General features: G+C 71.3%; 18 protein-coding genes. 11 read left to right on the top strand and 7 right to left on the bottom strand.

Annotation, left to right across the window (positions count from 1 at the left end; all coding sequences use genetic code 11):
• Nucleotides 1–76: 76 nt before the first annotated feature.
• The 3 genes from ACZ5PP_RS12575 to ACZ5PP_RS12565 all read left to right on the top strand — a co-directional run bounded on the left by ACZ5PP_RS12575 (nucleotide 77) and on the right by ACZ5PP_RS12565 (nucleotide 4803).
• Entirely contained in the window at nucleotides 77–1204 is a 1128-nt protein-coding gene (locus ACZ5PP_RS12575) for an extracellular catalytic domain type 2 short-chain-length polyhydroxyalkanoate depolymerase (protein ID WP_464826101.1), read from the top strand.
• Nucleotides 1205–1342: 138 nt separating this feature from the next.
• Complete coding sequence (locus tag ACZ5PP_RS12570) at nucleotides 1343–2443, top strand: toll/interleukin-1 receptor domain-containing protein (RefSeq protein ID WP_012584288.1); 1101 nt, start codon at nucleotides 1343–1345, stop codon at nucleotides 2441–2443.
• Complete coding sequence (locus ACZ5PP_RS12565; RefSeq protein WP_012584287.1) at nucleotides 2440–4803, top strand: nSTAND1 domain-containing NTPase; 2364 nt, start codon at nucleotides 2440–2442, stop codon at nucleotides 4801–4803. Before ACZ5PP_RS12570 ends, ACZ5PP_RS12565 begins: the two co-directional genes overlap by 4 nt.
• A 28-nt stretch (nucleotides 4804–4831) precedes the next feature.
• On the opposite strand, the gene ACZ5PP_RS12560 is transcribed toward ACZ5PP_RS12565, so the two are convergent.
• The 3 genes from ACZ5PP_RS12560 to ACZ5PP_RS12550 all read right to left on the bottom strand — a co-directional run bounded on the left by ACZ5PP_RS12560 (nucleotide 4832) and on the right by ACZ5PP_RS12550 (nucleotide 8970).
• Nucleotides 4832–5401 carry a hypothetical protein gene (locus ACZ5PP_RS12560; protein WP_261789144.1) on the bottom strand — a complete coding sequence of 190 codons (570 nt, stop codon included), beginning with the start codon at nucleotides 5399–5401 and terminating at the stop codon, nucleotides 4832–4834.
• A 23-nt stretch (nucleotides 5402–5424) separates the two neighbouring features.
• A complete protein-coding gene (locus tag ACZ5PP_RS12555; RefSeq protein WP_004323642.1) occupies nucleotides 5425–6561 on the bottom strand; it encodes a hypothetical protein in 1137 nt (378 codons plus the stop codon).
• Nucleotides 6562–6729: 168 nt separating this feature from the next.
• On the bottom strand, nucleotides 6730–8970 hold the full coding sequence (locus ACZ5PP_RS12550) for an NADP-dependent isocitrate dehydrogenase (RefSeq protein ID WP_004323643.1): 2241 nt from the start codon (nucleotides 8968–8970) through the stop codon (nucleotides 6730–6732).
• A gap of 301 nt (nucleotides 8971–9271) precedes the next feature.
• Here ACZ5PP_RS12550 and nudC point away from each other — a divergent pair, with 301 nt between their 5' ends.
• A complete protein-coding gene (gene nudC, locus ACZ5PP_RS12545; protein WP_012584285.1) occupies nucleotides 9272–10123 on the top strand; it encodes an NAD(+) diphosphatase in 852 nt (283 codons plus the stop codon).
• Here nudC and ACZ5PP_RS12540 read toward each other — a convergent pair.
• A complete protein-coding gene (locus ACZ5PP_RS12540) occupies nucleotides 10099–11292 on the bottom strand; it encodes a YbfB/YjiJ family MFS transporter (protein ID WP_012584284.1) in 1194 nt (397 codons plus the stop codon). The two genes, nudC and ACZ5PP_RS12540, sit on opposite strands and share 25 nt — an antisense overlap.
• Before the next feature lie 216 nt (nucleotides 11293–11508).
• Here ACZ5PP_RS12540 and mscK point away from each other — a divergent pair, with 216 nt between their 5' ends.
• Entirely contained in the window at nucleotides 11509–14841 is a 3333-nt protein-coding gene (gene mscK / locus ACZ5PP_RS12535; RefSeq protein WP_012584283.1) for a mechanosensitive channel MscK, read from the top strand.
• 38 nt (nucleotides 14842–14879) lie between these two features.
• Here mscK and ACZ5PP_RS12530 read toward each other — a convergent pair whose 3' ends face one another.
• On the bottom strand, nucleotides 14880–15266 hold the full coding sequence (locus tag ACZ5PP_RS12530) for a hypothetical protein (RefSeq protein WP_004325598.1): 387 nt from the start codon (nucleotides 15264–15266) through the stop codon (nucleotides 14880–14882).
• A gap of 193 nt (nucleotides 15267–15459) precedes the next feature.
• Here ACZ5PP_RS12530 and ACZ5PP_RS12525 point away from each other — a divergent pair, with 193 nt between their 5' ends.
• The 4 genes from ACZ5PP_RS12525 to ACZ5PP_RS12510 are packed head-to-tail and all read left to right on the top strand — an operon-like array spanning nucleotide 15460 to nucleotide 19361.
• Nucleotides 15460–16137 (top strand): ABC transporter ATP-binding protein, encoded by a 678-nt coding sequence (locus ACZ5PP_RS12525; protein ID WP_012584282.1) that lies wholly within the window; start codon nucleotides 15460–15462, stop codon nucleotides 16135–16137.
• Nucleotides 16131–16931, top strand: coding sequence for an ABC transporter permease (locus tag ACZ5PP_RS12520; RefSeq protein WP_004325594.1), 801 nt, complete (start codon nucleotides 16131–16133; stop codon nucleotides 16929–16931). The genes ACZ5PP_RS12525 and ACZ5PP_RS12520 overlap by 7 nt, the downstream gene beginning before the upstream one ends.
• Nucleotides 16932–16944: 13 nt before the next feature.
• Nucleotides 16945–18288, top strand: a complete 1344-nt coding sequence (locus tag ACZ5PP_RS12515; RefSeq protein ID WP_012584281.1) for a polysaccharide pyruvyl transferase family protein — start codon at nucleotides 16945–16947, stop codon at nucleotides 18286–18288.
• On the top strand, nucleotides 18285–19361 hold the full coding sequence (locus ACZ5PP_RS12510; RefSeq protein ID WP_004316096.1) for an alkene reductase: 1077 nt from the start codon (nucleotides 18285–18287) through the stop codon (nucleotides 19359–19361). Before ACZ5PP_RS12515 ends, ACZ5PP_RS12510 begins: the two co-directional genes overlap by 4 nt.
• A gap of 39 nt (nucleotides 19362–19400) precedes the next feature.
• Here ACZ5PP_RS12510 and ACZ5PP_RS12505 read toward each other — a convergent pair whose 3' ends face one another.
• Nucleotides 19401–20459 carry an AbrB family transcriptional regulator gene (locus ACZ5PP_RS12505; protein ID WP_004316095.1) on the bottom strand — a complete coding sequence of 353 codons (1059 nt, stop codon included), beginning with the start codon at nucleotides 20457–20459 and terminating at the stop codon, nucleotides 19401–19403.
• A gap of 125 nt (nucleotides 20460–20584) precedes the next feature.
• Nucleotides 20585–21691 carry an ABC transporter substrate-binding protein gene (locus ACZ5PP_RS12500; RefSeq protein ID WP_012584280.1) on the bottom strand — a complete coding sequence of 369 codons (1107 nt, stop codon included), beginning with the start codon at nucleotides 21689–21691 and terminating at the stop codon, nucleotides 20585–20587.
• A 143-nt stretch (nucleotides 21692–21834) separates the two neighbouring features.
• On the opposite strand from ACZ5PP_RS12500, the gene ACZ5PP_RS12495 reads away from it, so the two are divergent.
• Both ACZ5PP_RS12495 and ACZ5PP_RS12490 read left to right on the top strand, forming a co-directional pair.
• Complete coding sequence (locus ACZ5PP_RS12495; RefSeq protein ID WP_012584279.1) at nucleotides 21835–22524, top strand: response regulator; 690 nt, start codon at nucleotides 21835–21837, stop codon at nucleotides 22522–22524.
• A 1-nt stretch (nucleotide 22525) separates the two neighbouring features.
• Nucleotides 22526–24016, top strand: a complete 1491-nt coding sequence (locus tag ACZ5PP_RS12490) for a sensor histidine kinase (RefSeq protein WP_464826100.1) — start codon at nucleotides 22526–22528, stop codon at nucleotides 24014–24016.
• The last annotated feature ends 18 nt before the right edge of the window (nucleotides 24017–24034 follow it).

Genomic DNA, 24034 nt, shown 5'->3' with positions numbered 1-24034 from the left:
GCAGCTCCCGCGGATGCGCCGCGCTCGACTATGCTGGACACGAATCCACCCCCACGCCGCCTGCCGGAGGTCCGCCATGAGCAAGCGCCTGCACCCTCTTTCCTCCCTCCTCCGCGCCGCGGTCAGCCTCGCCGCGGCCGCCCTCGCCGCCATCGCCCTCGCCGCGCCCCCCGGAGCGCTGCCGGCGCTCAACATCGCCATCGAGGACACCTCGGTGTCGGGCATCTCTTCGGGCGGCTTCATGTCGGTGCAGATGCAGGTCGCCCACTCCGGGATCGTCCGCGGCGCGGGGGTGGTCGCCGGCGGGCCCTACTACTGTGCGCAGGACAGCGTGCTCAAGGCCACGACCGAATGCTCCTGCACCGGCGCGCCGACGCTGTCGTGCAAGGTCGGCGAGGCCAGCACGGCGGTGCCCGAGCTGGTCGCGGCCACGCGCGCCTTCCGGGCCGAGGGCCGCATCGACGACCCGGCGCAGATCGCCCGCCAGCGCGTGGTGACCGTGGTGGGCGGAAAGGATGCCCTGGTGCCGGCCGCGATCACCCGCCAGCTGCACGGCTACTACGACGCCTTCGGCCTGCCCGCGGCCGCACTCAAGCCGGTGACGCTCGACGCCGCCGGCCACACCATGCCCACCACCGCCTACGGCGGCGCCTGCGGCACGACCGACGAGCCCTACATCGGCAGCTGCGGCTTCGAGGCTGCGCACGCGATCCTCGACTGGATCTACGGCCCCGACGTCGCTCCGCCGCGCACCACGCCCACGCCGGCGGGCCGCTTCGTCGAGTTCGACCAGCGCGCCTACATCCCCGCGACCGGCTTCTTCAGCCATCTGTGGGGCACCGGCCTGGACAAGACCGGCTGGGTCTACATCCCGCCCGCCTGCGCGGCGGGCGAGCGCTGTCGGCTGCACGTGGTGTTCCACGGCTGCAAGCAGGGGCAGAGCTTCCTGCCCTTGCGGCGGCCGCCCGATGGCGGGCTGTACAACGGCACCACCTTCGTGCGCAACACGGGCTACGACCGCTGGGCCGACACCAACCGCCTGGTGGTGCTGTTCCCGCAGGCGGTGTCGATCCCGTGGAAGAACCCCAACGGTTGCTGGGACTGGTGGGGCTACACCGACGCGCACTACGCCACCCGCGACGGCATCCAGATCCGCAGCGTGCGCGCGATGATCGAGCGGCTGGCCTCGGGTCGCCACGACTGAGCGCCGCGGTGGCGCGGGCGCAGCCCGTGTGGCCCAGCCCCGGCGCGTGGACTATAAGGAAAGCAGGGGCCGCCGCCCGGCGGCCCACCCACGCGGGACGGGCTGCGGCGATGCACGGGCCCGCGCGAGGGAGTCCCCATGTCCTATGTCGGAGAGCCCTTCCGCCACGACCTCTTCGTGAGCTACAGCCACGGCGACGACGGTAGCGGCGGCGCCTGCCTCGCGCCGTGGTCGGCCGCGTTCGCGCACGAGCTCGAGCGCGAGCTGCGTGCCGACCGCCGCTTCCGCACCAGCCTGAGCGTGTTCCGCGACCAGGACCACCGCCCGGCGCAGAGCCTCGACCCGATGGCACCGCTCACCGCCCAGCTGCAGGAGCAGATCGCCGGCGCGGCGCTGCTGGTGGTGCTGATGTCGCCCGACTACCTCGCGTCGAAGTGGTGCGCCGACGAGCGCGACTGGTGGTTGCAGCGCCAGGCCGCGCTCGGCCTGCCGCACGAGGAGCGTATCGCGGTGGTGCGCATCTGGCCCACCGACACACCGTGGCCGGCGGCGTTGTGCGATGCGCGCGGCGAGCCGCTGGTCGGCTTCGCCTTCTACCCGGCCGACGGCGTGCCGCCGCGCCCGCTCGGCTGGACCGACCTGCCGGGCGCCTTCGGCAGCGAGTTCCGCAAGGCCCTGCTCGACATGGTCGGCCGGCTCTACCCCAAGCTCGAGGCGATGCGCGCGCGCACCGAGGAGCTGCGCCGCCAGCGCGAGGAGGCCGAGCGCCTGGTCCGCGACGGCGGCCAGCTGCTCTACCTGCACGGCCGCAGCGACCACGCCGCGGCTTGGGAAGAGGCGGCGCTCAAGCTGGTCGACAAGGGCTTCGCGGTGGTGCCGGGCGAGCCCGACCGCGTCGACAGCGATCCGCTGCGCCTGCAGGCCGTGCGCGAGCGCAGGGTGGAGACCCTGAGCGGCTGCGACGCCCTGCTGCTGCTCGGCACCGAGGACGGGCGCGCCCTCGATGCCGACCTCGTGGTGGTGGGCAAGCACGATCGCCAGTCGGCGCGCGCACGCTCTCACCGACTGCTGCCCTGCGGCCTGCTCGACACCGCCGGCGCCACCATCGCCACCAACGTGCGCCGCGCCACCGCGCGCATCGTGCAGGCGGACTGGATCGACGGCACCGACGCAGGCTGGCCGGTCGCGGTGCGCGACTGGCTGGGCGGCAAGGGCTTGCAGGCCGGGGGCGCACCATGAACCCCGGCGCGCCCGCCCCCGCCGACGACGCCTTCGACGCGGTCTTCGCGATCCGCCTGCCGCCCCGCCCCTATCCCGGCCTGCGCCCCTTCGAGCAACATGAGTGGCCGATCTTCTTCGGCCGCGAGCGCATGACCGACGAGATCGTCGACCGCCTGCTCGGCCATCGCCTGCTCGTGGTCCATGGCGACTCGGGCTGCGGCAAGAGCTCGCTGGTGCGCGCCGGCGTGCTGCCGCGGCTGGAGCAGGAGAGCGCGCGCGGCGGCGTGCGCTGGCGTACCTGCACCACACTGCCGCGCGCTGCGCCGCTGTGGAACCTCGCGCGTGCGCTCGCCGCGCTCGACACGCCCGGCGGCGACGGGCACGGGCTGGAGCTGCGCACGATCGCCTTCCGCCGCGCGCTCAACTTCGGCCGCGAAGCCCCGGCGGCGCTCGCCGAGCTGCTCGGCTGCGGCCCGCGCAGCCAGGTCTGCATCCTCATCGACCAGTTCGAGGAGCTCTTCGAGCACGCCCGCCGCCATGGTGCGGAAGAAGCGACCCTGCTGGCCGCCTGCCTGGTCGGCCTGCTCGATGCGCCGCCGGCCGGGCTGTACGCGGTGCTGACCATGCGCTCGGAGTTTCTCGGCGCATGCTCGCGCTACGAGGGCTTCGCCGAGGCGGTCAATCGCACGCAATACCTGCTGCCGCGCATGGAGCACGACGACCTCATGCGGGCGATCCGCGAGCCGGCGGTGCTCTACGACGGAGAGGTGACGCGCGAGCTCGCCGAGCGCCTGATCGTGGACGGCGGCGGCGGACAGGACCAGCTGCCGCTGATCCAGCACGGGCTGATGCTGCTCCACGACGAGCGTGCGCGTGCCGCGGGCCTGGCCCTTGCCGGACCGACCCCGGGCGCGCCGGCGTGGCGGCTCGGGGTGGAGCATTACCACGCCGAGCACGGCCTCGCCGGCCTGCTCTCGGCACACGCCGACGCCGTGCAGGCGCGCGCCGAGCAGCAATGCCTCGGCGGCGAGGCGACGCGGGTGGTGGAAGACCTCTTCCGCGCGCTCACCGACATCAACGCCGAGGGCCAGGCCATCCGCCGGCCCTGCCCGCTCGCACGCCTGGTGGCGGTGACCGGCGCCGAGGAGTCCGTACTGCGCTGCGTGGTGGACACTTTCCGTGCCGACGGCGTGTCCTTCCTCGAGCCCTACGGGCACGAGGCGCTCCCCGCCGACGAGCTCATCGACATCAGCCATGAGGCCCTGATCCGCTGCTGGCGGCGCATCGCCGAGCCGCGCGAGGGCTGGCTGGCGCGCGAGTTCCGCAACGGCCTGGTGTGGCGCGCGCTGCTGGTGCAGGCCGACAGCTTCGAGCGCGACCCGGGCAACGTGCTCGGCGCCACCACCACCGACGAGCGCGAACGCTGGCTGCGCCGGCGCAACGCCGCCTGGGCGGAACGCTACGGTGGCGGCTGGGAGCGCGTGCAGCGCCTGATCGCCGCCAGCGTCGAGGCGCGCGCCCTGCGCGCGGCCGAGCGCGAGGTCGCCGAAAAGCAGCGCCAGGAGGCACGCCGCCTGCGCCGGCGCAGCCGCGCGCTCGCCGTGGGCCTCAGCGTGCTCGCCTTCACCAGCGCGCTTGGCGGACTCGCCTGGCAGCAGTCGCGGATCGCCGAGGCGGCGCGCCGGTTCGCCGAAGGCGAGCGCGAGCTCGCCCTCACCGCACGCGACGAGGTGGTGCGCCAGCTCGAGGCCCTGGTCGAGGCGCGCGAGGCCGAGGCCGCCGCACGCGCTGCGGCCGAGGCGGTGGCGCAGGAGGCGCGGCAATCCGCCACCGCGCTCGCCAGCGTGGTCGACGAACTCGAACGCGCCACCACCGCCGCGAACGCCCCTGCGAGCGGCGACGGACAGGCTGTGCAGCGCAGCCTCACCGAGGCCAAGTCGGAGCTGCGCGCCCAGGTGAGCAATCTCTCCAATCTCTCGGCGCAGCAGGCCGCGCCGCCGGTCTCCGCGGCGCCCGCTCCGGCGTCCGGCGGCGTGGCACCGCGGCTGTGGATCTACATCGCCGAGGAGGGCCAGCGCCCGACCGCCGAGGCGCTGGAGGCGCGCCTGCGCAGTGTGCGCATCGGCGACGCCGCGCTCGAGCTCCCCGGCATCGTGCTGGTCAAGGCCGCCCCCGCGCGCAGCATGCTGCGCTGCTTCCGTACCGAGGAATGCCGCCAGGACGGCGAGGCCCTCGCGCGTGCGCTCGCCGCGCTGCTGCAGTCGCCCACGCCGAGCCTGGAGGATTTCAGCGCGCTCTACGGCAGCAGCGGTTCGGTCCGCGCACGCCATTACGAGCTCTGGTTCGCCCCCGGGGCGATCGTGCTGTCGGCACGCTAGCGCGGAGCCTGCATGCCAGGCGCAGCGCTCAGACGTTCCTGAACCGATCCACCCACCAACGCTCCCCATCGACCAGGACGCCGTATTCCAGCGTGGCGGGTATCCAGGTCTGATCGCGATACGAAGGGCGATGGTAAAAGAAGGTCCCGGGGTGCTCGGCGACGTACCGCTCCATGCTGCGGAAGCGCTTGCCTTCCTCGGACCAGCCGCGGTTCAGCTCGCGCCGCTGCGGGAACAGGTTGATGTCCAGGATGCCTCCGCTGGCGTGACCGAGGAAATGCCCCTTGTCCGCGACGAAGGCTCGATCCCCGAGGACGCGGCGCACCGAGGCATTGACGTCGGGAAAGCCGCGCATGCGCCCGCTGTCGCGACGCATGAGCGGCTCGACCGACAGCGCATAGGCGAGCGTGACCCGTTCGCTCACATGATCGAACTGGAACACGGCGAGATCGAGGTTGATCTCCGACAGCTCGGCATCGGGGAAGACCCGGAGATAGGCATCGCACCAGCCATCGACGCGGGCCTCCCAGTCCGCCAGCGCGGCCGGCGGGCTGCGACCGCTGCGTTCATACAGGCCGGCAAGCGCGGACGACATCATGCTTTCCTATCGTTCGGGCGATCTCAGTCGCCCTGCACATCGAGGATGGCCTGCACGACCCTGCGCCGACCAAGCGCACGGCGCGCCAGGTTCGCCGCCTCGCCGGTGGCGTTCAGCCACTCGGCCAGGCGACAGAGGGCATTGCGGGTCGTGGTCAGATCGCGGCAGTTGGCGAGGAAGATCATCTGGATCTTCTGCACTGGGTCGGACACATAGACACCGAAGGGTGCCGCGACGATGGTCGCATCCGGGAAGCCCAGCTGGCGCATCGCCTGGCTCTCGGTAATGCCTTTCAGGCAGGCGACCAGATGCAGCGGACCGGCCGGTGCTTCCCGTTCGCCGAGTGCCCTGGCGAGGAACAGATGGTCGTGGAGAAAGGGCTGGCCCACCATTTCCCGGGCGGCCGCCACGCCGAAGCCCCCTGGCAGACCATGACAGATGGTGAGCAGCGAGGTTTCGCCCAGAGGCCACAACCAGCCCCCGCTGGATTCGACCGCGCCGAACTCGGCGAGCCCCCCACCGAGCGCGTCTTCCATCGCCTTCTTGCGGTGGCCGAAATCGAGCCGGCTCCAGTCGAGCGGGGCACCGTAGGCGAAACGCCCCTTGCGTGCCTCGCGTCCACCCAGCTTGACCAGCCCGGCCACCGCCTCGCGCAAGGCCTCGCGGCTGCGTGCGACGATGGCGTCGACGTCGGAAGCGGCCGGCGAGGTGGGATTGAGGTCGTCGAAATAGGCCTGGAAGGCCTGATCGCGCTTCAACTCGGCGGCGTCCTTGGGCGCCGTGCCCACGTCGCCGATGCGCACCACCTTGAGCCGCGCCGGCCCATCGTTCCAAGCCTGCTGAAACTCCGCATGGCACACGCCGAGGCCGCGAGCGGGCGCCCAGCCCGCCTCGCCGGTGTAAAGCACCAGGACAATGTCGGCCTTGCGCACCTCCTCGAGCGATTTCTCCCACGCGGTCTCCAGATCGCCCTGCGATTGATCCGGCGCATTGTCGGAGATCCACACCTCGAAAAGCCGCTCGCCGCAGAGGCTTTCCGCTTCGAGTTCGCGCTTCAGCCGCGTGCGGACGACGGTCATCGAAACCCGTGAATCCCCACGGCGCACCGTGGACGCGCAGCGGCTGGAGATCATCACGCGGAGCTTGCGGAAATCGGCCATCGGCCTGTCCTCGTAAGGCGAGGCTGTCATGTTAGGCACCCGGCGGCGATCGTGCATACCCTTGCCTTGCGTGGGGACGCGAAAAAGGGGCAGGTCGACGCATTCGTCGATCTGCCCCTTTTCGGGTTCGCCGGCCGCCGGGCGCTGGCCGGCGGCACATCAACCGCCTCAGGCGGCGCGCGCGCCCTTCAGGATGGCGTTGAGCGTGGCGCTCGGACGCATCACCGCCTTGCACTTCTCGGCGTCGGCCTTGTAGTAGCCGCCGATGTCCACCGCCTTGCCCTGCACCTCGGCGAGCTCGGCGACGATCTTCTGCTCGTTCTCGGCCAAGGCCTTGGCGAGCGGGGCGAACTTGCCCGCCAGCTCGGCGTCTTCCGCCTGTCCGGCGAGGCGCTCGGCCCAGAAGCGGGCGAGGTAGTACTGGCTGCCGCGGTTGTCGAGCTGGCCGGTCTTGGGCGAGGGCGACTTGTTCTCGTCGAGCAGGCGGCCGGTGGCCTCGTCCAGGGTCTTGGCGAGCAGCTTGGCGCGGGCGTTGCCGGTCTTGATGCCGAGGTCCTCCAGCGACACCGCCAGGGCGAGAAACTCGCCGAGCGAATCCCAGCGCAGGTGGTTCTCCTGCACGAGCTGCTGCACGTGCTTGGGCGCCGAGCCGCCGGCACCGGTCTCGTACATGCCGCCGCCGTTCATCAGCGGCACGATCGACAGCATCTTGGCGCTGGTGCCCAGCTCCATGATCGGGAACAGGTCGGTGAGGTAGTCGCGCAGGATGTTGCCGGTCACCGAGATGGTGTCCAGGCCGCGCGCGACACGCTCGAGGGTCACGCGCATCGCGCGCACCTGCGACATGATCTGGATGTCGAGGCCGCTGGTGTCGTGATCCTTGAGGTAGGTCTTGACCTTCTTGATCAGCTCGTTCTCGTGCGGACGATAGGGGTCGAGCCAGAAGATCGCCGGCATGCCGGAGTTGCGCGCGCGGGTGACGGCGAGCTTGACCCAGTCGCGGATCGGCGCGTCCTTGACCTGGCACATGCGCCAGATGTCGCCGGCCTCGACGTTCTGCGACAGCAGCACCTCGCCGGTGGCGAGGTCGGTGATGTTGGCCACGCCGTCCTCGGCGATCTCGAAGGTCTTGTCGTGCGAGCCGTATTCCTCGGCCTTCTGCGCCATCAGGCCGACGTTCGGCACCGTGCCCATCGTGCGCGGGTCGAAGTTGCCGTGCCATTTGCAGAAGTTGATCATCTCCTGGTAGATGCGGGCGAAGGTCGACTCCGGCATCACGCACTTGCTGTCGTACTGCTTGCCGTCGGCCCCCCACATCTTGCCGCCCTGGCGGATCATCGCCGGCATCGAGGCGTCGACGATGATGTCGTTGGGCGAATGGAAGTTGGTGATGCCCTTGGCCGAATCGACCATGGCGAGCGCCGGGCGGTGCTCCTGGCAGGCGTGCAGGTCGCGGATGATCTCGTCGCGCTTGGACTCGGGCAGGGTCTTGATCTTCTCGTACAGGTCGACCATGCCGTTATTGACGTTGATGCCGAGCTCTTCGAACAGCTTGCCGTGCTTCTCGAAGGCGTCCTTGTAGTAGATCTTCACGCAGTGGCCGAAGACGATCGGGTGCGAGACCTTCATCATCGTCGCCTTGACGTGCAGCGAGAACAGGATGCCGGCCTCGCGGCAGTCCTCGAGTTCCTTCTCGTAGAACTCGCACAGCGCCTTCTTGCTCATGAACATCGAGTCGATGATCTCGCCTTCGAGCAGCGAGACCTTGGGCTTGAGCACGATGGTCTTGCCCGACTTGGTGATCAGCTCCATCTTGACGTCGCGCGCGCGGTCGAGCGTCATCGACTTCTCGCCGTGGTAGAAGTCGCCGTGGTGCATGTGGGAGACGTGGGTCTGCGACCACTGCTTCCACTCGCCCATGGAGTGCGGGTGCTTCTTGGCGTAGTTCTTGACTGCGGCGGGCGCGCGACGGTCGGAGTTGCCCTCGCGCAGCACCGGGTTGACGGCCGAGCCGAGGCACTTGCCGAAGCGGACGCGGAGCGCCTTTTCCTCGTCGGTCTTGGGGTCCTCGGGGTAGTCGGGGATCTTGTAGCCCTTCTCCTGCAGTTCCTTGACGCAAGCCTTGAGCTGGGCGACCGAGGCGCTGATGTTGGGCAGCTTGATGATGTTGGTGTCGGGCTCGAGGGTCAGGCGGCCCAGTTCGGCGAGCGTGTCGGGGACGCGCTGGTCTTCGCTCAGGTATTCGGGGAACTCGGCGAGCACGCGCGCCGACACGGAGATGTCGGCCTTCTCGACCTCGACGCCTGCAGGACCGGTGAAGGTGCGGATGATCGGGAGGAAGGCGCACGTCGCCAGCAGCGGCGCTTCGTCCGTGAGCGTGTAGATGATCTTGGATTTGCCTGCAGACATTGATTTCCCCTATATGTTTTAGATCTTGTCCCGACTACCCGATGGCGACCCACTGTCGCCGGCGCGGCAAGGCCGCCGCACGATCGCAGTCGCCCGGAAAAATACCACTTATCGACCTGTCGGGCATCGAAACCTTCTTTCACATCGCGAAATAAACCGCGGCAAGCCTTGCCGGGCCTGGAAACGAGCCCCGCGGTCACGACCCGCGCCACAGACTCGACAGCACGGGCGATCTGCCCGATGCTGCCGCCCTCGCCTTCCTCCTTGCGCCGACGCTCCGCCCGACCCCGGTCCCACGATCATGAGCCTTCCTTCTTCACTGCCCCCATCCGGCGATCCGCGGCCGGCACGCACGCTCGTGTTCCGCGACCACCAGTTGCTCGTGGACCTCGCGGCGACGCCCACGGCCGGCCCGGATTCCTGGCGGGCCGGTCTCGTCGCGCTGCGCACCCTCGACTTCCCCGTGACCACGGGCGAGGCATGGACGGTGGTCGAGGTCGAGCGCACGATCGAGGCACCCGACGGACATGCGTTCCAGCATCTCAAGTCGCTGCTCGACACGCTTGACGGGGAGACGCTCGCCCTCGCCGCGCGCGCCCTCGAGCTGCTCGAGTTCGACCGCGCGCACCGCTTCTGCGGCGCCTGCGGCGCGCCCACCACACTGCGGACGGATCCGCCGGCGCGGCGCTGCAGCGCGCCGGACTGCGGTCGCGAGCACTTTCCGCGCGTCTCGCCGGTGGTGATCGTGGCGGTCGAGCGCGGTGCCGAGATCCTGCTCGGGCGCTCGCCGCACTTCCCGCCCGGCCTCTACAGCACGCTCGCCGGCTTCGTGGACGCGGGCGAATCGGCCGAGCAGGCGGTGCATCGCGAGATCTTCGAGGAGACCGGCCTGCGCATCCGCGCGCCACGCTATTTCTCCAGCCAGGCGTGGCCCTTCCCGCATGCGCTGATGCTCGGCTACCAGGCCGAGTACGCCGGCGGGGACATCGTCTGCGCTCCGGGCGAGATCGAGGATGCGCGCTTCTTCCATGTCGACGCGCTGCCGCCGCTGTTCCCGATCCGCTACGCGATGGCCAACCAGCTGCTGCGCGACTTCTGCCTGCGCCACGGGCGACCGTGGCCGCCCGCTCAGGCGACGCCTGCCGCGGCCTGAGCGTCGCGCCGGTCCACGATCTTCAGCAGCACCAGCAACACGGTGCCCACGCCCATCATCGCCGCGGCGAACCACAGCCCGCCTGCGTAGCTGCCGAAGGTCTCGCCCAGCCAGCCGGTCACCGCCGGGCCGAGGATCTGCGCGACGCCATAGGAGATGGTCATCTTGCCCATCATCTTGGCCGGCCGCGTCGGGTAGTAACGCCCGGCCATGGTCAGCACCAGGCTGACCATGCCGACGAAGGTGCCGCCGAAGAGCAGGGCGCCGGCGATCGCCCCCAGGCTGCCACCGACCACCACCGGCAGCAGGATGCCGACGATCTGCAGCACCGCGGCGAGGATCAGCGCGTTCAGCGCGCCGGTACGGCGGGCGATGAAATCCCACACGATGCAGGCCGGCATCGCCGCCAGGCCGATGGCGAGAAAGCTCCAGCTCCCCTGGCCCTCCAACCCGGGCAGGCGATTGACGATGGCGACGATGAAGGTCGCGCTGACCACGAAGCCGACGCCGGCACAGAAGTAGGACGCCATGAAGATGCGCAGGAAGAGCGGGCTGGGCGGGTCGTCGTGCATCGGCGCGCCGCTGCGCGTCAGCCCGCTGGTGTCGGGTGCCGGCAGCCAGCGCAGCGCCGGCACCAGCAGCACGCAGGCAATCGCGGTGAACACGAACCACTGCGCACGCCAGTCCAGCCACAGGCTCATCAGCGCCACGGCCACCGAGCAGCCGGCGATGCCCAGACCGATGCCGGCGAAGTGGATGCCGAGCTCGTGGCGATGGTTGTGACGGATCAGCCAGTTCAGGATCAGGCCCGTGCCGAGCAACATCGCCGCCGCACTCGAAAGTCCGGCCAGGTAGCGCGACACCGCCCACACCGTGAAATCGGTGGTGAGCCCCATCATCAGCGTGGTCAGCACCGCGACCACCATGCCGATGCGGTAGAGGCGGTCCTTGAGCACGAGGTCGCTGATCGAGGCGGCGAGCAGCGCGCCGCTCAGGTAACCGGTGTAATTGATTGCCGCGAGCCAGCCGCCCTCGGCCAAACCGAGCCCGGCCTGGGCCTGCATCAGCGGCAGCAGCGGGGTATAGGCGAAGCGCGCCACGCCGAGCGCGAGCATCAGGCTGAAGATGCCCGCACCGAGCACCTTCAGACGCTGGATCTGGTAGTCCATCTTGTCGTTTTCCATCTCCTCCGGACGCGACACGATAGACGGGGAGTCGTATCCGTTCAAGCAAATGTTTCGACACGAAGCTTTCATCCGGCCACGCGCCCCCGGCTCCTGGCGACCGGCTAAACTTCGGCCCCTGGACCCGGTGCTGCCGTGCACGCCGATCCGCCCCACGCCTCCCGCAGGCCCATCTCCTGCCACGTCCACAGAATCCTCCCGATGCGCCCGCTGATCCGAGTCTTCCTCCTGCTCCTGTTTACGCTGCTGGCCCCCTGGGCCGCCGCCGAAGCGCCGCCACGGCCGCAGCCGGACGAGCTGCGCGCGCGCGCGCAGGCGCTCGCGGACCGCAAGCTGCCCGAGGCCGAGCAACGCGCCGCGCAGCAGGCGCTGGAACAGGCCCAGGCCAGCCTCGCCAGCGCCGACGACCATCGCCGCCGGCTCGATTCGCTCAAGCAGACACTCGCCGACGCACCGGCACAGATCGCCGAGGCGCGTCGCCAGCTCGCCGCGCTGCCCGCGGCCGCGCCGGTCGCGGCGCCCGCCGCCGACACCCCGCTCGCCCGCCTCGAGGAGCGCCTCGCCGAACAGGAGGCCGCGCTCGCCGACTGGCGCCGCCGCCTCGACGAGGCCGACAGCCTGCTCGTCGCCGCGCGCACCGGCCCCGAGCGCGCACAGACCGAGATCAGCACCGGCCAGGTGCGCATGGCGGCGATCGAGGCCATGCTCGCGAGCGGACGCGAAGCCGGGCGCGACAGCCGCGCGCTCAGCCCGGAGCGCCGCGACGCGCTCGCCGCCGAATGGCATGCGCTCGACGCCCAGCTCGCGCTGCGCCGCCAGGAGCTCGCCGGCAACAGCGGCCTGATCGACCTCGGCCTCGCCCGCCAGGAGCTCGCGCGCCTGCAGCTCGCCCGCCTCGAGGAGGCGGCACGCGCGCTGCAGGACGCGATCAGCCGCCAGCGCGCCAGCCAGGCCGAGCAGACCGTGCAGGCGCTCGCCGACGTAAGTGCCGACGCGAGCCACGACGACCTCCTCGCCCGCGAGGCGGCGATCAACCAGCAGCTGTCCGAATACCTGCTGGGCGCCACCGAGAAGCTCGACGCCCTCACCCGGCGCAACCAGGCGGTAAGCCAGCAACTCGACATGCTCAACCGCAGCACCACGCTGATCGACGAGCAGATCGGCGTGCTTCAGGGCAGCGTCCTGCTCTCGCGCATCCTGCTCGAGCAGCGCCGGGCGCTGCCCGCCCCGACGACCGACGCCGGCCTCGCCGACCAGATCGCCGACATCCGCCTGTACCAGTTCGAGATCAACAAGCAGCGCGAACAGCTCTCCATCCCGGCCGCCCACGCCGAACGCCTGCTCGCCGACGCCGGCGAGGCCGACCCGGCCGTGCGCGAACCGCTGCTGGCGCTGCTCGCCACCCGCAGCGAGCTGCTCGAGCGCCTCAACCGCGAGCTCAACGCGGTGCTCGCCCAGTCGATCACGCTGCAGCTCGCCGAGCGCCAGCTGCTGGTGAGCGCCGACCGCCTGCGCGCCACGCTCGACAAGCAGATGTTCTGGATCCCGAGCAACCGCCCGCTCGACCTCGCCTGGCTGCAGGCGGTGCCGGCCGCGCTCGCCAAGCAGTTCGCCGCGATCCCGTGGGGCTCGGCCGTCGGCGAGCTGTGGGCGGGCCTGCAGGCGCGGCCCTTCCTGTTCCTGCCGGTGTTGCTGTTGAGCGTCGGCCTGTTCGCGCGCCGGCGCTGGCTGCGCGCGCAGCTCGACAGCCTGCATGCGGACATCGGCTACGTGCGCCGCGACAGCCAGCTCCACACCCCGCGCGCGATCCTGCTCAACATGCTGCTGACCTTGCCGGTAAGCCTGCTGCTGGCGCTCGGCGGCATCGCCCTGCAGATGGACGCGCGCGGCCAGAACGCGGCCCTGGGCGCGGCGCTGATGGACATGGCACAGGCCTGGCTGGTGTTCCGCACCGCCCATCGCCTACTCACGCCGGGCGGGGTGGCCGAACGCCACTTCCAGTGGCCCGTCGAGCGCGTGCGCGCACTGCACCGCAACCTGAACAAGCTCGGTCTGGTGGTGGTGGCGGTGGTCGCGGTGGTGGCGATCGCGGAGCGCCAGCCCGAGAGCCTGGGCATCGACGTGCTGGGCATCCTGATCCTGCTCGTCGGCTACGCCACCATGGCCTGGCTGCTGGTGCGCGGCCTGCTGCACACGCGCCTGGAAGACCGCCCCTCCCCGTTGCGCGTGTTCGTGGGGCTGGCGCTCGGCCTCATGCCGCTCGCGCTGATCGGCGCGCTGGTGATGGGCTACTACTACACCGCGCTCAAGCTCACCGGCCGCCTGGTGGACACCCTGTACGTGCTGATCCTGTGGCGACTCGCCGAAGGCCTGCTGGTGCGCGCGCTCGGCGTCGCCGCGCACCGCATCGACCATCAGCGCGCGGTCGCGCGCCGCGAGGCCGCCGAGCGCGAGGGCCGCGCCGGCGCCGACAGCGAGCCGGCTGCGGTGGCCGAGGCGCCGATGCTCGACATCGCCCGCATCAACCAGCAGTCGCTGCGCCTGCTCCACCTGGCCCTGCTGTCCGGCCTCGCGGTGGCGCTTTACTGGGTGTGGGCCGACCTGCTGACGGTGGTGTCCTACCTCGACAACATCACCCTGTACGAGTACGCCAGCGGCAGTGGCGAGACCGCCGGCGTGGTGCCGATCAGTCTCGCCGACCTGCTCGGCGCGCTGGCGATCGCGGCGATCGCCTTCATGCTCGCCACCAACCTGCCGGGCCTGCTCGAGGTGCTGGTGCTGTCGCGGCTCCAGCTCGCCCAGGGCAGCGCGTATGCGATCACCACGCTGCTCTCCTACGTCATCGTCGGCGTCGGCATCGCTTCCACGCTGGGCACCCTGGGGGTGAGCTGGGACAAGCTGCAGTGGCTGGTGGCGGCGCTGTCGGTGGGCCTGGGCTTCGGCCTGCAGGAGATCTTCGCCAACTTCGTCTCCGGTCTGATCATCCTGTTCGAGCGCCCGCTGCGCATCGGCGACGTGGTGACGATCGGCAACGTCTCGGGGACGGTGAGCCGCATCCAGATCCGCGCCACCACGATCACCGACTTCGACCGCAAGGAGATGATCGTGCCCAACAAGGCCTTCATCACCGGCCAGCTCACCAACTGGTCGCTGACCGACACGGTGACGCGGGTGACGATCAAGCTCGGCGTGGCCTACGGCGCCGACCTGGAGACGACGCGGCGCCTGCTGCTCGCGATCGCGGCCGAAAACGCGCGCGTGCTGAAGGATCCGGAACCGCTGGTGTTCTTCCTCAACTTCGGCCCCAGCACGCTCGACCACGAGCTCCGGGTGCACGTGCGCGAACTCGGCGACCGCAACGCCGCGATCGACGAGATCAACCGCGAGATCGACCGCCGCTTCCGTGAAGCGGGAATCGAGATCGCCTTCAACCAGATGGATGTGCACATCCGCAGCATCGCCGACGGCCGCGAGGCCTTGCTGCAGCAAACGGCGGTGACTCCGCCCGCCGGTTCACCGGGTCAACAAGGATAGATGGGAACGCGGCTGCGCCGGGCGTGGGGCGACTGGCGTCACGACGGGGTGCGGCCGCCGGGGCCGTCCCTGCGCGGATCCTCCTCGATCTCCACCTCGCGGATCACCTCGCCCTCGATGATCAGCCCGCGATTGCCAGCGGCGGGACCGTAGCCGCCCGCACGAGCACCGCCTGCGGCCGCCTGCGCGTCCATCTGCGCCCGCATCGCCTTGCGCAGGGCACGCGTCTTCCACCACACCCAGCCCCAGATCGCCACGCCGGCGGTCAGCAGCACCGCGAAGAAGGCGACCGAGAAGGTCAGCGCGAGCATGAAGACGCCCGCCATGACCACCGCGCCCACCACCTTCTGCAGCAGCGTGGGCGGCTTGGCGGCCGGCCCGCCGAGGGTCTGGAAGATGCCGGAGAATCGGGGATCCCTGTACATGAGTCGGTCCTGTCGGGCGGCGCGGACCGTCCGCGCCGCATGCGGGGGTGTGAGCCCCTGGCGGAAAAAAGATTCCATGCAGGCGAAGATGTGCATGGATTGCTTACACATTCTCGCCCAATCGGAGCGCGCTTGCCGAGCGCGGCGAGCCACCCGCATTGAAAACCCCGCCCGGACACGCGAACATCCGTCCATGCCCGCCCTCGCCCTGCACCAGCTCCGCACCCGCCACATCGGCCCGGTCGATCTCGACGTCGCCGCCGGCGAATGTGTCTGCATCCGCGGCGCCTCGGGCAGCGGCAAGTCCCTGCTGCTGCGCGCGATCGCCGATCTCGACCCGCACGCGGGCGAGGCCCTGCTGGATGGGCGCGCGTGCTCGTCCATGCCGGGCCCGGCCTGGCGGCGCCGGGTGGCGCTGGTGATGGCCGAGGGCCAGTGGTGGGCCGATACGGTCGGCGAGCACTTTCCCGCCGGCTGCACGCCCACCTGGCTGGACCGCGTGGGCCTGCCCGCCGGGGCGCTCGACTGGCAGGTGGCGCGCTGCTCCACGGGCGAGCGCCAGCGCCTGGCGCTGCTGCGCACGCTGATGCAGGGGCCGGCGGTGCTGCTGCTCGACGAACCCACCGGCAACCTCGACGAGGACAGCACCGCGCGCGTCGAGGCCGTGCTCGACGACTACCGGCGCGAGCACGCCGCCGCGCTGCTGTGGGTCAGCCACGACCCGCGCCAGGCCGCACGGGTGGCGCGGCGCCGCTTCCTGCTCGAGGACGGCAAGCTGGTGGAGGAAGAGGAAGGCGGGAAGGCGGCCGCGGACAAAGGAAAGGCTGCAGGCGCGGACAGGCCCCCCGACACCGAGGGCGCGGCATGGTGATGGAGCTCTCGGTCCTCGACCTTGCGCTCGCCGCGCTGCTGATCCTGGCGCTGGCCGGGCTGTCGCTGCGCCTGGGCCTGGGCATCGAGCAGCGCCTGGTGGTGGCGGCCGCGCGCACCACGATCCAGTTGCTGCTGATCGGTCTGGTGCTGAAGCTGCTGTTCGACAACGCGCACTTCCTGTGGGTGGCGGCGATGGCCGCGGTGATGATCACCGCCGCCGGGCGCGAGGTGATGGCGCGGCAGAAGCGCCGCTTCGTCGGGTGGTGGGGCTTCGGCCTGGGCACGCTGTCGATGTTCGTGTCCTCCTTCACCGTCAGCGTGCTGGCGCTGCTGGTGGTGATCGGCAACACGCCGTGGTATGCGCCCCAGTACGCGATCCCGCTGCTCGGCATGGTGCTCGGCAACACCATGAACGGCATCGCCCTCGGGCTGGACCGCCTGACCCAGGAGGCGAGCGCGCGGCGCATGGTGCTCGAGACCCGGCTCGCCCTCGGCCAGAACTGGAACGAGACCATCGCCGACACCCGGCGCGAGGCGATCCGCGTCGGCATGATCCCGATCATCAACGCCATGGCCGCCGCCGGCATCGTCAGCCTGCCCGGCATGATGACCGGCCAGATCCTCGCCGGCACCGCGCCGGTGGAGGCGGTGAAATACCAGATCCTGGTGATGTTCCTGATCGCCGGTGGCACCGGCTTCGGTACCGTGGTGGCGGTGAGCCTGGGCGCGCGCCGGCTCTTCGACGAGCGCCAGCGCCTGCGCCTCGACCGCCTGCGCACCGGCGCGGATTGAGGCAGGGGGGGCGATGAACGGGCCCGGCGCGCGCACCGCGACATCCCTCCGCCCCCTCTCGCCCGCGCAGGCGGCGGCCGGCGCCACGCCCCGGGTCGGGCAGCCCTCGCCGCTGATCCTGTTCGGTGCCTTCGACCGCCACAACCTCGGCGACCTGCTGCTCGGCCGCATCGCAGCGGAACTGGCCGCGCGCCTCCTGCCCGGACGGGAGCTGCGCTTCGCCGGCCTCGCCGTGCGCGATCTGCGTGCGGACGGCGGTGCCCGCGTGGAAGCGCTCGCCGAACTCGCCGCGGAATGGAAGCCGCCCCGTCGCGACACGCCCCCGCCGGGGCTGCTGCAGGTGGGTGGCGAGATCCTCGACTGCAGCGCCTGGGAGGCGGCAGTGATGCTGCTCGACAACGCCGGCGCCGCACGCGCGATCGCGCTATACGACCACGACCCCGCCGCGCGCGCGGCCTGGGCACGGCACGCGCTCGGGGTTCCGCGTGGTCTGCCCTACCTCGCTGCGCATGCCGCGCTGCCGCCCGGCACGCGCAGCGTGCACACCGGCATCGGCGGGGTCGGCTTCGCGGCCCTGCCCGCGGCGCTGCGTGCCGAGGCGCTTGCCGAGCTGCGCGCGGCCGCAGGGGTGCAGGTGCGCGACCGCTGCACCCGCGACGCCCTCGCCGCCGCGGGCCTCGACGCGGCGCTGGTCCCCGACCCCGCGGTGCTGGTCGAACGCCTGCTCGGCGCCGAGGTGGCGCACCACGCCGCGACGGGCGAGGTCGCGGCGCTGCGGGCACGCTTCGCGCGAGGCTACGTGGCGGTGCAGCTCGCGGCAGAGTTCGGCGACGACGCCACCCTCGCCACGCTCGCGGGCGAGCTTGCGGCGATCCAGCGCGAGCGCGACCTGGGCATCGTGCTGTTCTGCGCCGGGCGTGCGCCCTGGCACGACGACCCCGACGTACTGCAGCGCCTGCGCCGCCGCCTGCCCGATCCGGAGGCGGCCGTCATCGCCGCCTCCCCCCACGTCATGGATCTGTGCGCGTTGATCGCCAACGCCGCGCTATGCTGCGCGAGCAGCCTGCACGCACGCATCGTCGCCGACGCCTTCGCGCGTCCCGCGATCGGCCTCCTTCCAGGCGGGGCACCGCAGGCCGCGAAGCTGCGCGCCTGGCTCGACACCTGGCACCCGCCACGACGCCATCACCTGGCTGCGTCGGGGAACCTCCGCGCGCTCGCGCGCTCCGTGCTGGACGAAGCGCCCGCCGAGCGCAAGGCGCAGGCCGTGCGTCTCGCCGACCTCGCCGAGACGGCGGCGCGCGCAGCCTTCGCCCGACTTTTCGATCCGATCGACCCCGAGGACAAGACCCCATGACCGATCTCTTCACCCCGCTGCAGGCGGGCGATCTCGCCCTGCCCAACCGCGTCCTGATGGCCCCGCTCACGCGCTGCCGCGCCGAGGACGGCCACGTGCCCGGCGCGCTGATGGCCACCCACTACGCCCAGCGCGCCAGCGCCGGCCTGCTGATCGCCGAGGCGACGATGGCGATGGAGGGCAACTCCGCCTTCTGGCACGAGCCCGGCATCCACTCCGAGGCCCAGGTCGCAGGCTGGAAGAAGGTCACCGACGCGGTGCATGCCGCCGGCGGGCGCATCGTATTGCAGATCTGGCACGGCGGCCGCGCCTGCCACCCGCTGCTCAACGACGGCCGCCAGCCGGTTGCGCCCAGCGCGCTCGCGATCACCGGCGACGAGGTGCACACGCCCCAGGGCAAGCAGCCCTACGTCGTGCCGCGCGAACTGCGCGACGACGAGCTGCCGGACATCGTCGCCGGCTTCGCGCGCGCCGCCGAGAACGCCCGTGCCGCCGGCTTCGACGGCGTGGAAGTGCACGGCGCCAACGGCTACCTGCTCGACGAGTTCCTGCGCGACGGCAGCAACCAGCGCGGCGGTCCCTACGGCGGACCGCGCGAGAACCGCGCCCGCCTGCTCTTCGAGGTGCTCGACGCGGTGTGCAAGGTGTGGGGCGGCGGCCGCGTCGGCGTGCGCCTGTCGCCGCTCAACAGCTACAACGACATGATCGACAGCGACCCGATCGGGTTGGCAAGCTGGCTCGCCGGCTGCCTGAACGACTGGCGGCTCGCTTACCTGCACCTGATGCGCGGCGATTTCTTCGGCCAGCAGCACGGCGACGTGGTGACACCGGTGCGCGCCGCCTACCGTGGCGTGCTGATCGGCAACATGGGCTACTCGGCGGACGAAGCGAACGCCGCGATCGCCGCCGGCAAGCTCGACGCGGTCGCCTTCGGCACCGCCTTCCTCGCCAACCCCGACCTGCCCGAACGCATCCGCCGCAAGGCCGCGCTCAACGCGCCCGATCCGGCGACCTTCTACACCCCCGGGCCGAAGGGATACACCGATTACCCGACGCTGGCGGACGGCGCCTGATCCCGCGCCGGTACGCCCGCGCGGGCGTACCGGCGCCGCTCAGACGGCCACCAGGCGGCGGAAGATGCCGAAGCTCCACTGCGCACCCACGGTCAACACCACCACGCGCAACACATGGCACACGGTGACCAGGGGTACGCCCAGCTGCAGCACCTTGGCGGTGATGCACATCTCCGACACTCCGCCGGGAGCGGTCGCCAGCGCCAGCGTCGACAGCGGCACCTCCGCGACCAGGCCGAGCAGGGTCGCGAGGGCGAACGCAAGCACGATCGACATCGCCCCGGTGAGCGCCGCGACGCTCATGAAGCGTGGCGCGGCGCGGAAGAAGGCACGCGAGAAGCGACAGCCGAGGGCACAGCCGATCAGCAGCTGACCGCCATTGACGACCCAGGGCGGCAGCGCCGACAGCGGCACGCCGGCCAGCGTCGCCAGCGCCACGCCGAGCAGCGGCCCGAGCACCCACGCATTGGCGATGCGCAGCAGCTTGAACGCCCCCACCCCGAGCAGGCTCGCGCCCACCAGCAGCGGGAAGTGCTGCGCGTCCACATCCCGCGCCAGGGGCACGTAGACGTCGCTGCCCTGCACCCCGGCGAAGGTGAGCGCGAAGGGCAGCACCGACACCACCATCATGACCCGGATGGCGTGCGCCGCGGCGATGCGGTCCACCGCACCGCCGTGGCGATCGGCGAGGTTGGCCATCTCCGAGGCCCCGCCCGGCAGGGCGGCGAAGAACGCGGTCGGCGCATCCACGCCCCCCAGCCGCAGCAGAATGAAGGCGTAGGCCATGCCGAGCACCAGCGAGCCCAGCGCGGCCGCGATCACCAGCGGCGCATGCAGGCTCAGTTGCGCCACCACCTCCGGACTGAAGTACAGCCCGAGCGCGGCGCCGATCGCCCATTGTCCCGTCTGCCGTCCACCGGGGAGCGGGCGCAGGTCCCGGTCGGCCATGCGTGCGCCGGCCACGGCGAACAGCGGGCCGATCATCCACGGCAGCGGCAGGTGCAGGCGTTCGGCCAGCCAGCCGGCGAGCGTGGCGAGCGCGAGCGTGGGAAGGATCTGGCGCCAGGCGGCGAGACGGAGCGTGGAGAGGGCGGACATCGGCAGGAGATCGGCGAGAGATCGGGACGAAACGGAGAAAGGGCCGCTGGGGACGCACCGCGATCCGGGACCACGCTGCGCGGCGGTGGGGGAGAGGGCCGGGGATCCGGTCGGCCGGGCGGGCCTCACTCGGAAGCCGGCCGCGTCGCCGCATCCCACTGGCGCAGGAAGGCCTGCTTCTTGGCCTGGTCCTGGTAGGCGAGCAGCCCGGAGCCGATGCGGATCGGGCGGAAGGCATGCTGCAGGTTGTGGTGGAGCAGCGCGGCAGCGCTGTCCGCGCCCGCGGTGCCGGCGTCGGTGCGCACCGGCAGCAGGCCGAGGTTGGCGGCGAGCAGGGCCTGGCCTCGGGTCGACAGCAGATGATCGAGCCACAGGCGCGCCGCCGCCGGATGACGCGCGCCACGCACGATGAAGGCGACCCGGCTCAGCACCAGCGTGTAGTCCCGCGGCAGCGCCACCCCGAGCGCCGGATCGCTGCGCGCCCGCCGGTGCGCGTACGAGCCCAGCACGTTGTAGGCGAGCACCAGCTTGCCCGCGGCGACGCGGTCGAGCATCTCGCTGCTCGCCGCGTGCTGCTCCAGGCCCTGCCGGCCCATGCCGCGCGCGAGCTGCCAGAACACGATCGGGTTGGCCTGCGCGTCCTGCGTGTGCAGCAGCAGGCCGAGGCCGGAGCGCTCGGGGTCGTAGGTGGCGATGCGCCCGCGCAACGGCGCCGGGTCGCGATCGAGCAGGCGGATCAGCTCCGCATGGCTGTCGGGCACCTCGGTCGTGCCGAGCAGATGCTTGTTGTAGACGATCACCGCCGGCTCGTAGGTGGTGCCGAAGGCCTCGTCCTTCCACACCGCCCAGCGCGGCAGCGCCGCGGTCTCGGCGGAGCGGTGCGGCTGGGCGTGGCCGTCGTTGACCAGCTTCACCTGCAGGTCCATCGCCGAGCTCCACACCACGTCGGCACCGGCCAGCCCGCGCCGGGCCTCGTCGACCACGCGCGCATGGAGTTCGGCCGAGTGCATGTCGTGGTACTGCACCCGAACGCCGGGATGGAGGGCCTCGAAGTCGTCGATGACCGGCTTGACCACCGCGAGGTCGGTCGCCGCATAGACGACCACCACGCCCTCCAGGCGTGCCTGATCGAAGCGATCGGCGATCGGCTCGGCCCGCGCCGGGGCGATCGCCACCGCCGCCACGACCGCCAGCACCGTCTTCAGCGCGGCCCTCCCACCCCTGATCCTCATCACCCCTCCTCCTCGTGCTCCGCGTGCCCCCGCGCCCGCACCGCCATGCGGGGAATGCCCGGCATGTGCCGCCTTGGACGCACCCCGGCTTTGCGCCGATAATCCCGCACACGCCTTTCGATTCACTTTCAGCGGGAACACCGATGCGCCTGTTGCTGGTCGAGGACCACGCCGAACTCGCCGAATGGGTGGCGCGCTCGCTTCGGCATGCCGGTTTCGTGCTGGATGTGCTCAATCGTGGCGACCATGCCGATCAGTCCTTGCGCACGGAACGCTACGACCTGGTGATCCTCGACCTGTCCCTGCCGGGGCTGGACGGCCTCGAAGTGCTGCGCCGCCTGCGCAACCGCGAGAGCGGCCCCGACAAGCCTGCTCCCACACCGGTGCTGGTGCTCACCGCGCGCGGCAGCACCGAGGAGCGGGTGCACGGGCTCAACCTCGGCGCCGACGATTATCTGCCCAAACCCTTCGAGCTCGCCGAACTCGAGGCACGCATCAAGGCGCTGCTGCGCCGCGCCGGCAACCAGGTGCCGCTGGTGCGCCTGGGCCGGCTCGAGTTCGACACCACCACCCGCATGGCGGCGGTGGACGGACAGGCGCTGGCACTGACTCCGCGCGAGCTGGCCGTGCTGGAAGCGCTGCTCGCACGGGTCGGTCGCCCGGTCGCCCGCGAGGCCCTGTTCGAGAAGGTGTTCGAGTTCGATGCCGACGCACGCGTGGAGGCGATCGAGATCTACGTCTCGCGCCTGCGCAAGAAGCTCGAAGGCGCGGGCGTGGCGATCAACACGCTGCGCGGGCTCGGCTACCTGCTCGCCGAGAAGCCGGCAGCCTGACATGGACGGCACCTCCGGGTCCAGACCGGCAAACCCGGGCACGGACGATCGCGAGCACGGCGCGGCTGCCAGGGCGGTAGCTGCGCCCGGACACGGCGGCAGCCTGCGTCAGCGCGTGCTCGTCTGGCTGCTGCCGCCCCTGGCCGTGCTGCTGCTGATCAACGCCTTCTTCACCCATCGCAGCGCGCTCGACGCGGTGAACCAGGCCTACGACCGCACGCTCACCGCCTCGGTGCGCGCGATCGGCGAACGCACCCACTCGCTCGGCGGCCAGATCCAGGTGGACATCCCCTACGCCGCCTTCGAAGGCTTCGAGGCCGATGCCGCCGAGCGCATCTTCCATGCCGTGTTCGACCCTGCCGGCGGGCTGGTCACCGGTTATGCCGACCTGCGCCCACCGGAGCTGCCGGCAGACGACGGCGGCGTGCGCATCTTCGACCTGCCCTATGCCGGCGAGACGGTGCGCCTGGCGGCGATGCGCAAGCGTCTCTACGACCCCGCGCTGCGCGGCGGCGACGCGGTGCTGATCGTGTTCGCCGAGACCACCGGTGCACGCCGGGCGCTGGCACGCGACCTGTTCGTCGCCAGCCTGCAGCGCCAGTCGCTGCTGGTCGCGGTGGGGGCGATCCTGGTGCTGGCCGCGCTCGGCACCGCCTTCCGCCCCCTGCTGCGCGTGCGCGACCACATGCGCGCGCGCGACGAGGAGGATCTCACCCCGGTGCGCATGGAACGCGTGCCGAGCGAGATCGCGCCGCTGATCGACGCGATCAACCACCACATGGAACGCCTTTCGGCAATGCTCGCCGCGCGCCGGCGCTTCCTCGCCGACGCCGCCCACCAGATCCGCACCCCGCTCGCGGTGCTCACCACGCAGGCCGAATACGGGCTGCGTCAGACCGACCCCGAGGAGATGCTGGCGACCTTCGCCAGCCTGCTGCGCAGCACCCGCGCGGCGCGCCGGCTGGCCAACCAGATGCTGACCCTGTCGCGCGCCGAAGCGGTCAACGGCCTGATCGGCGAACGCGCCGCGCTCGACCTCGCCGGCCTGGTGAAGGAGGTGGCGATGGAACTCGCCCCGCTCGCGCTGAAGCGCGACATCGACCTCGCCTACGAGGGCATCGGACATGCCCTGACGATGCAGGGCAACGCCCCGATGCTGCGCGAGATGGTCTCCAACCTGATCGACAATGCCATCCGCTACAGCCCGCCCGGCTCGGCGGTGACCGTCGCCGTCGCCGCCTTCGGCGAGGACGCGGTGGTGAGCGTCTGCGACCAGGGACCCGGCATCCCCACCGCCGAGCGCGAGCGCGTGTTCCAGCGCTTCTACCGCATCCTCGGCCAGGGCGACAGCGAAGGCAGCGGGCTCGGGCTGGCGATCGTGCGCGAGATCGCGCTCGCCCACGGCGGACGGGTGAAGCTGCGCGACGGTGCCGGCGGCCGCGGGCTGTGCGTGGAGGTCGAACTTCCGCTCGGCAGCACGCCAAGCGCCTGAACGTCGCTCTTCTCCTCG

The organism is Thauera sp. DNT-1, from assembly GCF_055393985.1.
Note: the sequence above shows the minus strand (reverse complement) of the source record. Positions and strands in the feature narration are given on the sequence as shown.

Coding starts and splice junctions, on each gene's coding strand:
- ACZ5PP_RS12530 (WP_004325598.1), bottom strand. CDS start 15,266: ATGTACAGGGATCCCCGATTCTCCGGCATCTTCCAGACCCTCGGCGGG.
- ACZ5PP_RS12500 (WP_012584280.1), bottom strand. CDS start 21,691: ATGAGGATCAGGGGTGGGAGGGCCGCGCTGAAGACGGTGCTGGCGGTC.
- ACZ5PP_RS12490 (WP_464826100.1), top strand. CDS start 22,526: ATGGACGGCACCTCCGGGTCCAGACCGGCAAACCCGGGCACGGACGAT.
- ACZ5PP_RS12520 (WP_004325594.1), top strand. CDS start 16,131: ATGGTGATGGAGCTCTCGGTCCTCGACCTTGCGCTCGCCGCGCTGCTG.
- ACZ5PP_RS12515 (WP_012584281.1), top strand. CDS start 16,945: ATGAACGGGCCCGGCGCGCGCACCGCGACATCCCTCCGCCCCCTCTCG.
- ACZ5PP_RS12525 (WP_012584282.1), top strand. CDS start 15,460: ATGCCCGCCCTCGCCCTGCACCAGCTCCGCACCCGCCACATCGGCCCG.
- ACZ5PP_RS12540 (WP_012584284.1), bottom strand. CDS start 11,292: ATGGACTACCAGATCCAGCGTCTGAAGGTGCTCGGTGCGGGCATCTTC.
- ACZ5PP_RS12555 (WP_004323642.1), bottom strand. CDS start 6,561: ATGGCCGATTTCCGCAAGCTCCGCGTGATGATCTCCAGCCGCTGCGCG.
- ACZ5PP_RS12510 (WP_004316096.1), top strand. CDS start 18,285: ATGACCGATCTCTTCACCCCGCTGCAGGCGGGCGATCTCGCCCTGCCC.
- ACZ5PP_RS12565 (WP_012584287.1), top strand. CDS start 2,440: ATGAACCCCGGCGCGCCCGCCCCCGCCGACGACGCCTTCGACGCGGTC.
- nudC (WP_012584285.1), top strand. CDS start 9,272: ATGAGCCTTCCTTCTTCACTGCCCCCATCCGGCGATCCGCGGCCGGCA.
- ACZ5PP_RS12570 (WP_012584288.1), top strand. CDS start 1,343: ATGTCCTATGTCGGAGAGCCCTTCCGCCACGACCTCTTCGTGAGCTAC.
- ACZ5PP_RS12505 (WP_004316095.1), bottom strand. CDS start 20,459: ATGTCCGCCCTCTCCACGCTCCGTCTCGCCGCCTGGCGCCAGATCCTT.
- ACZ5PP_RS12575 (WP_464826101.1), top strand. CDS start 77: ATGAGCAAGCGCCTGCACCCTCTTTCCTCCCTCCTCCGCGCCGCGGTC.
- ACZ5PP_RS12550 (WP_004323643.1), bottom strand. CDS start 8,970: ATGTCTGCAGGCAAATCCAAGATCATCTACACGCTCACGGACGAAGCG.
- ACZ5PP_RS12560 (WP_261789144.1), bottom strand. CDS start 5,401: ATGATGTCGTCCGCGCTTGCCGGCCTGTATGAACGCAGCGGTCGCAGC.
- ACZ5PP_RS12495 (WP_012584279.1), top strand. CDS start 21,835: ATGCGCCTGTTGCTGGTCGAGGACCACGCCGAACTCGCCGAATGGGTG.
- mscK (WP_012584283.1), top strand. CDS start 11,509: ATGCGCCCGCTGATCCGAGTCTTCCTCCTGCTCCTGTTTACGCTGCTG.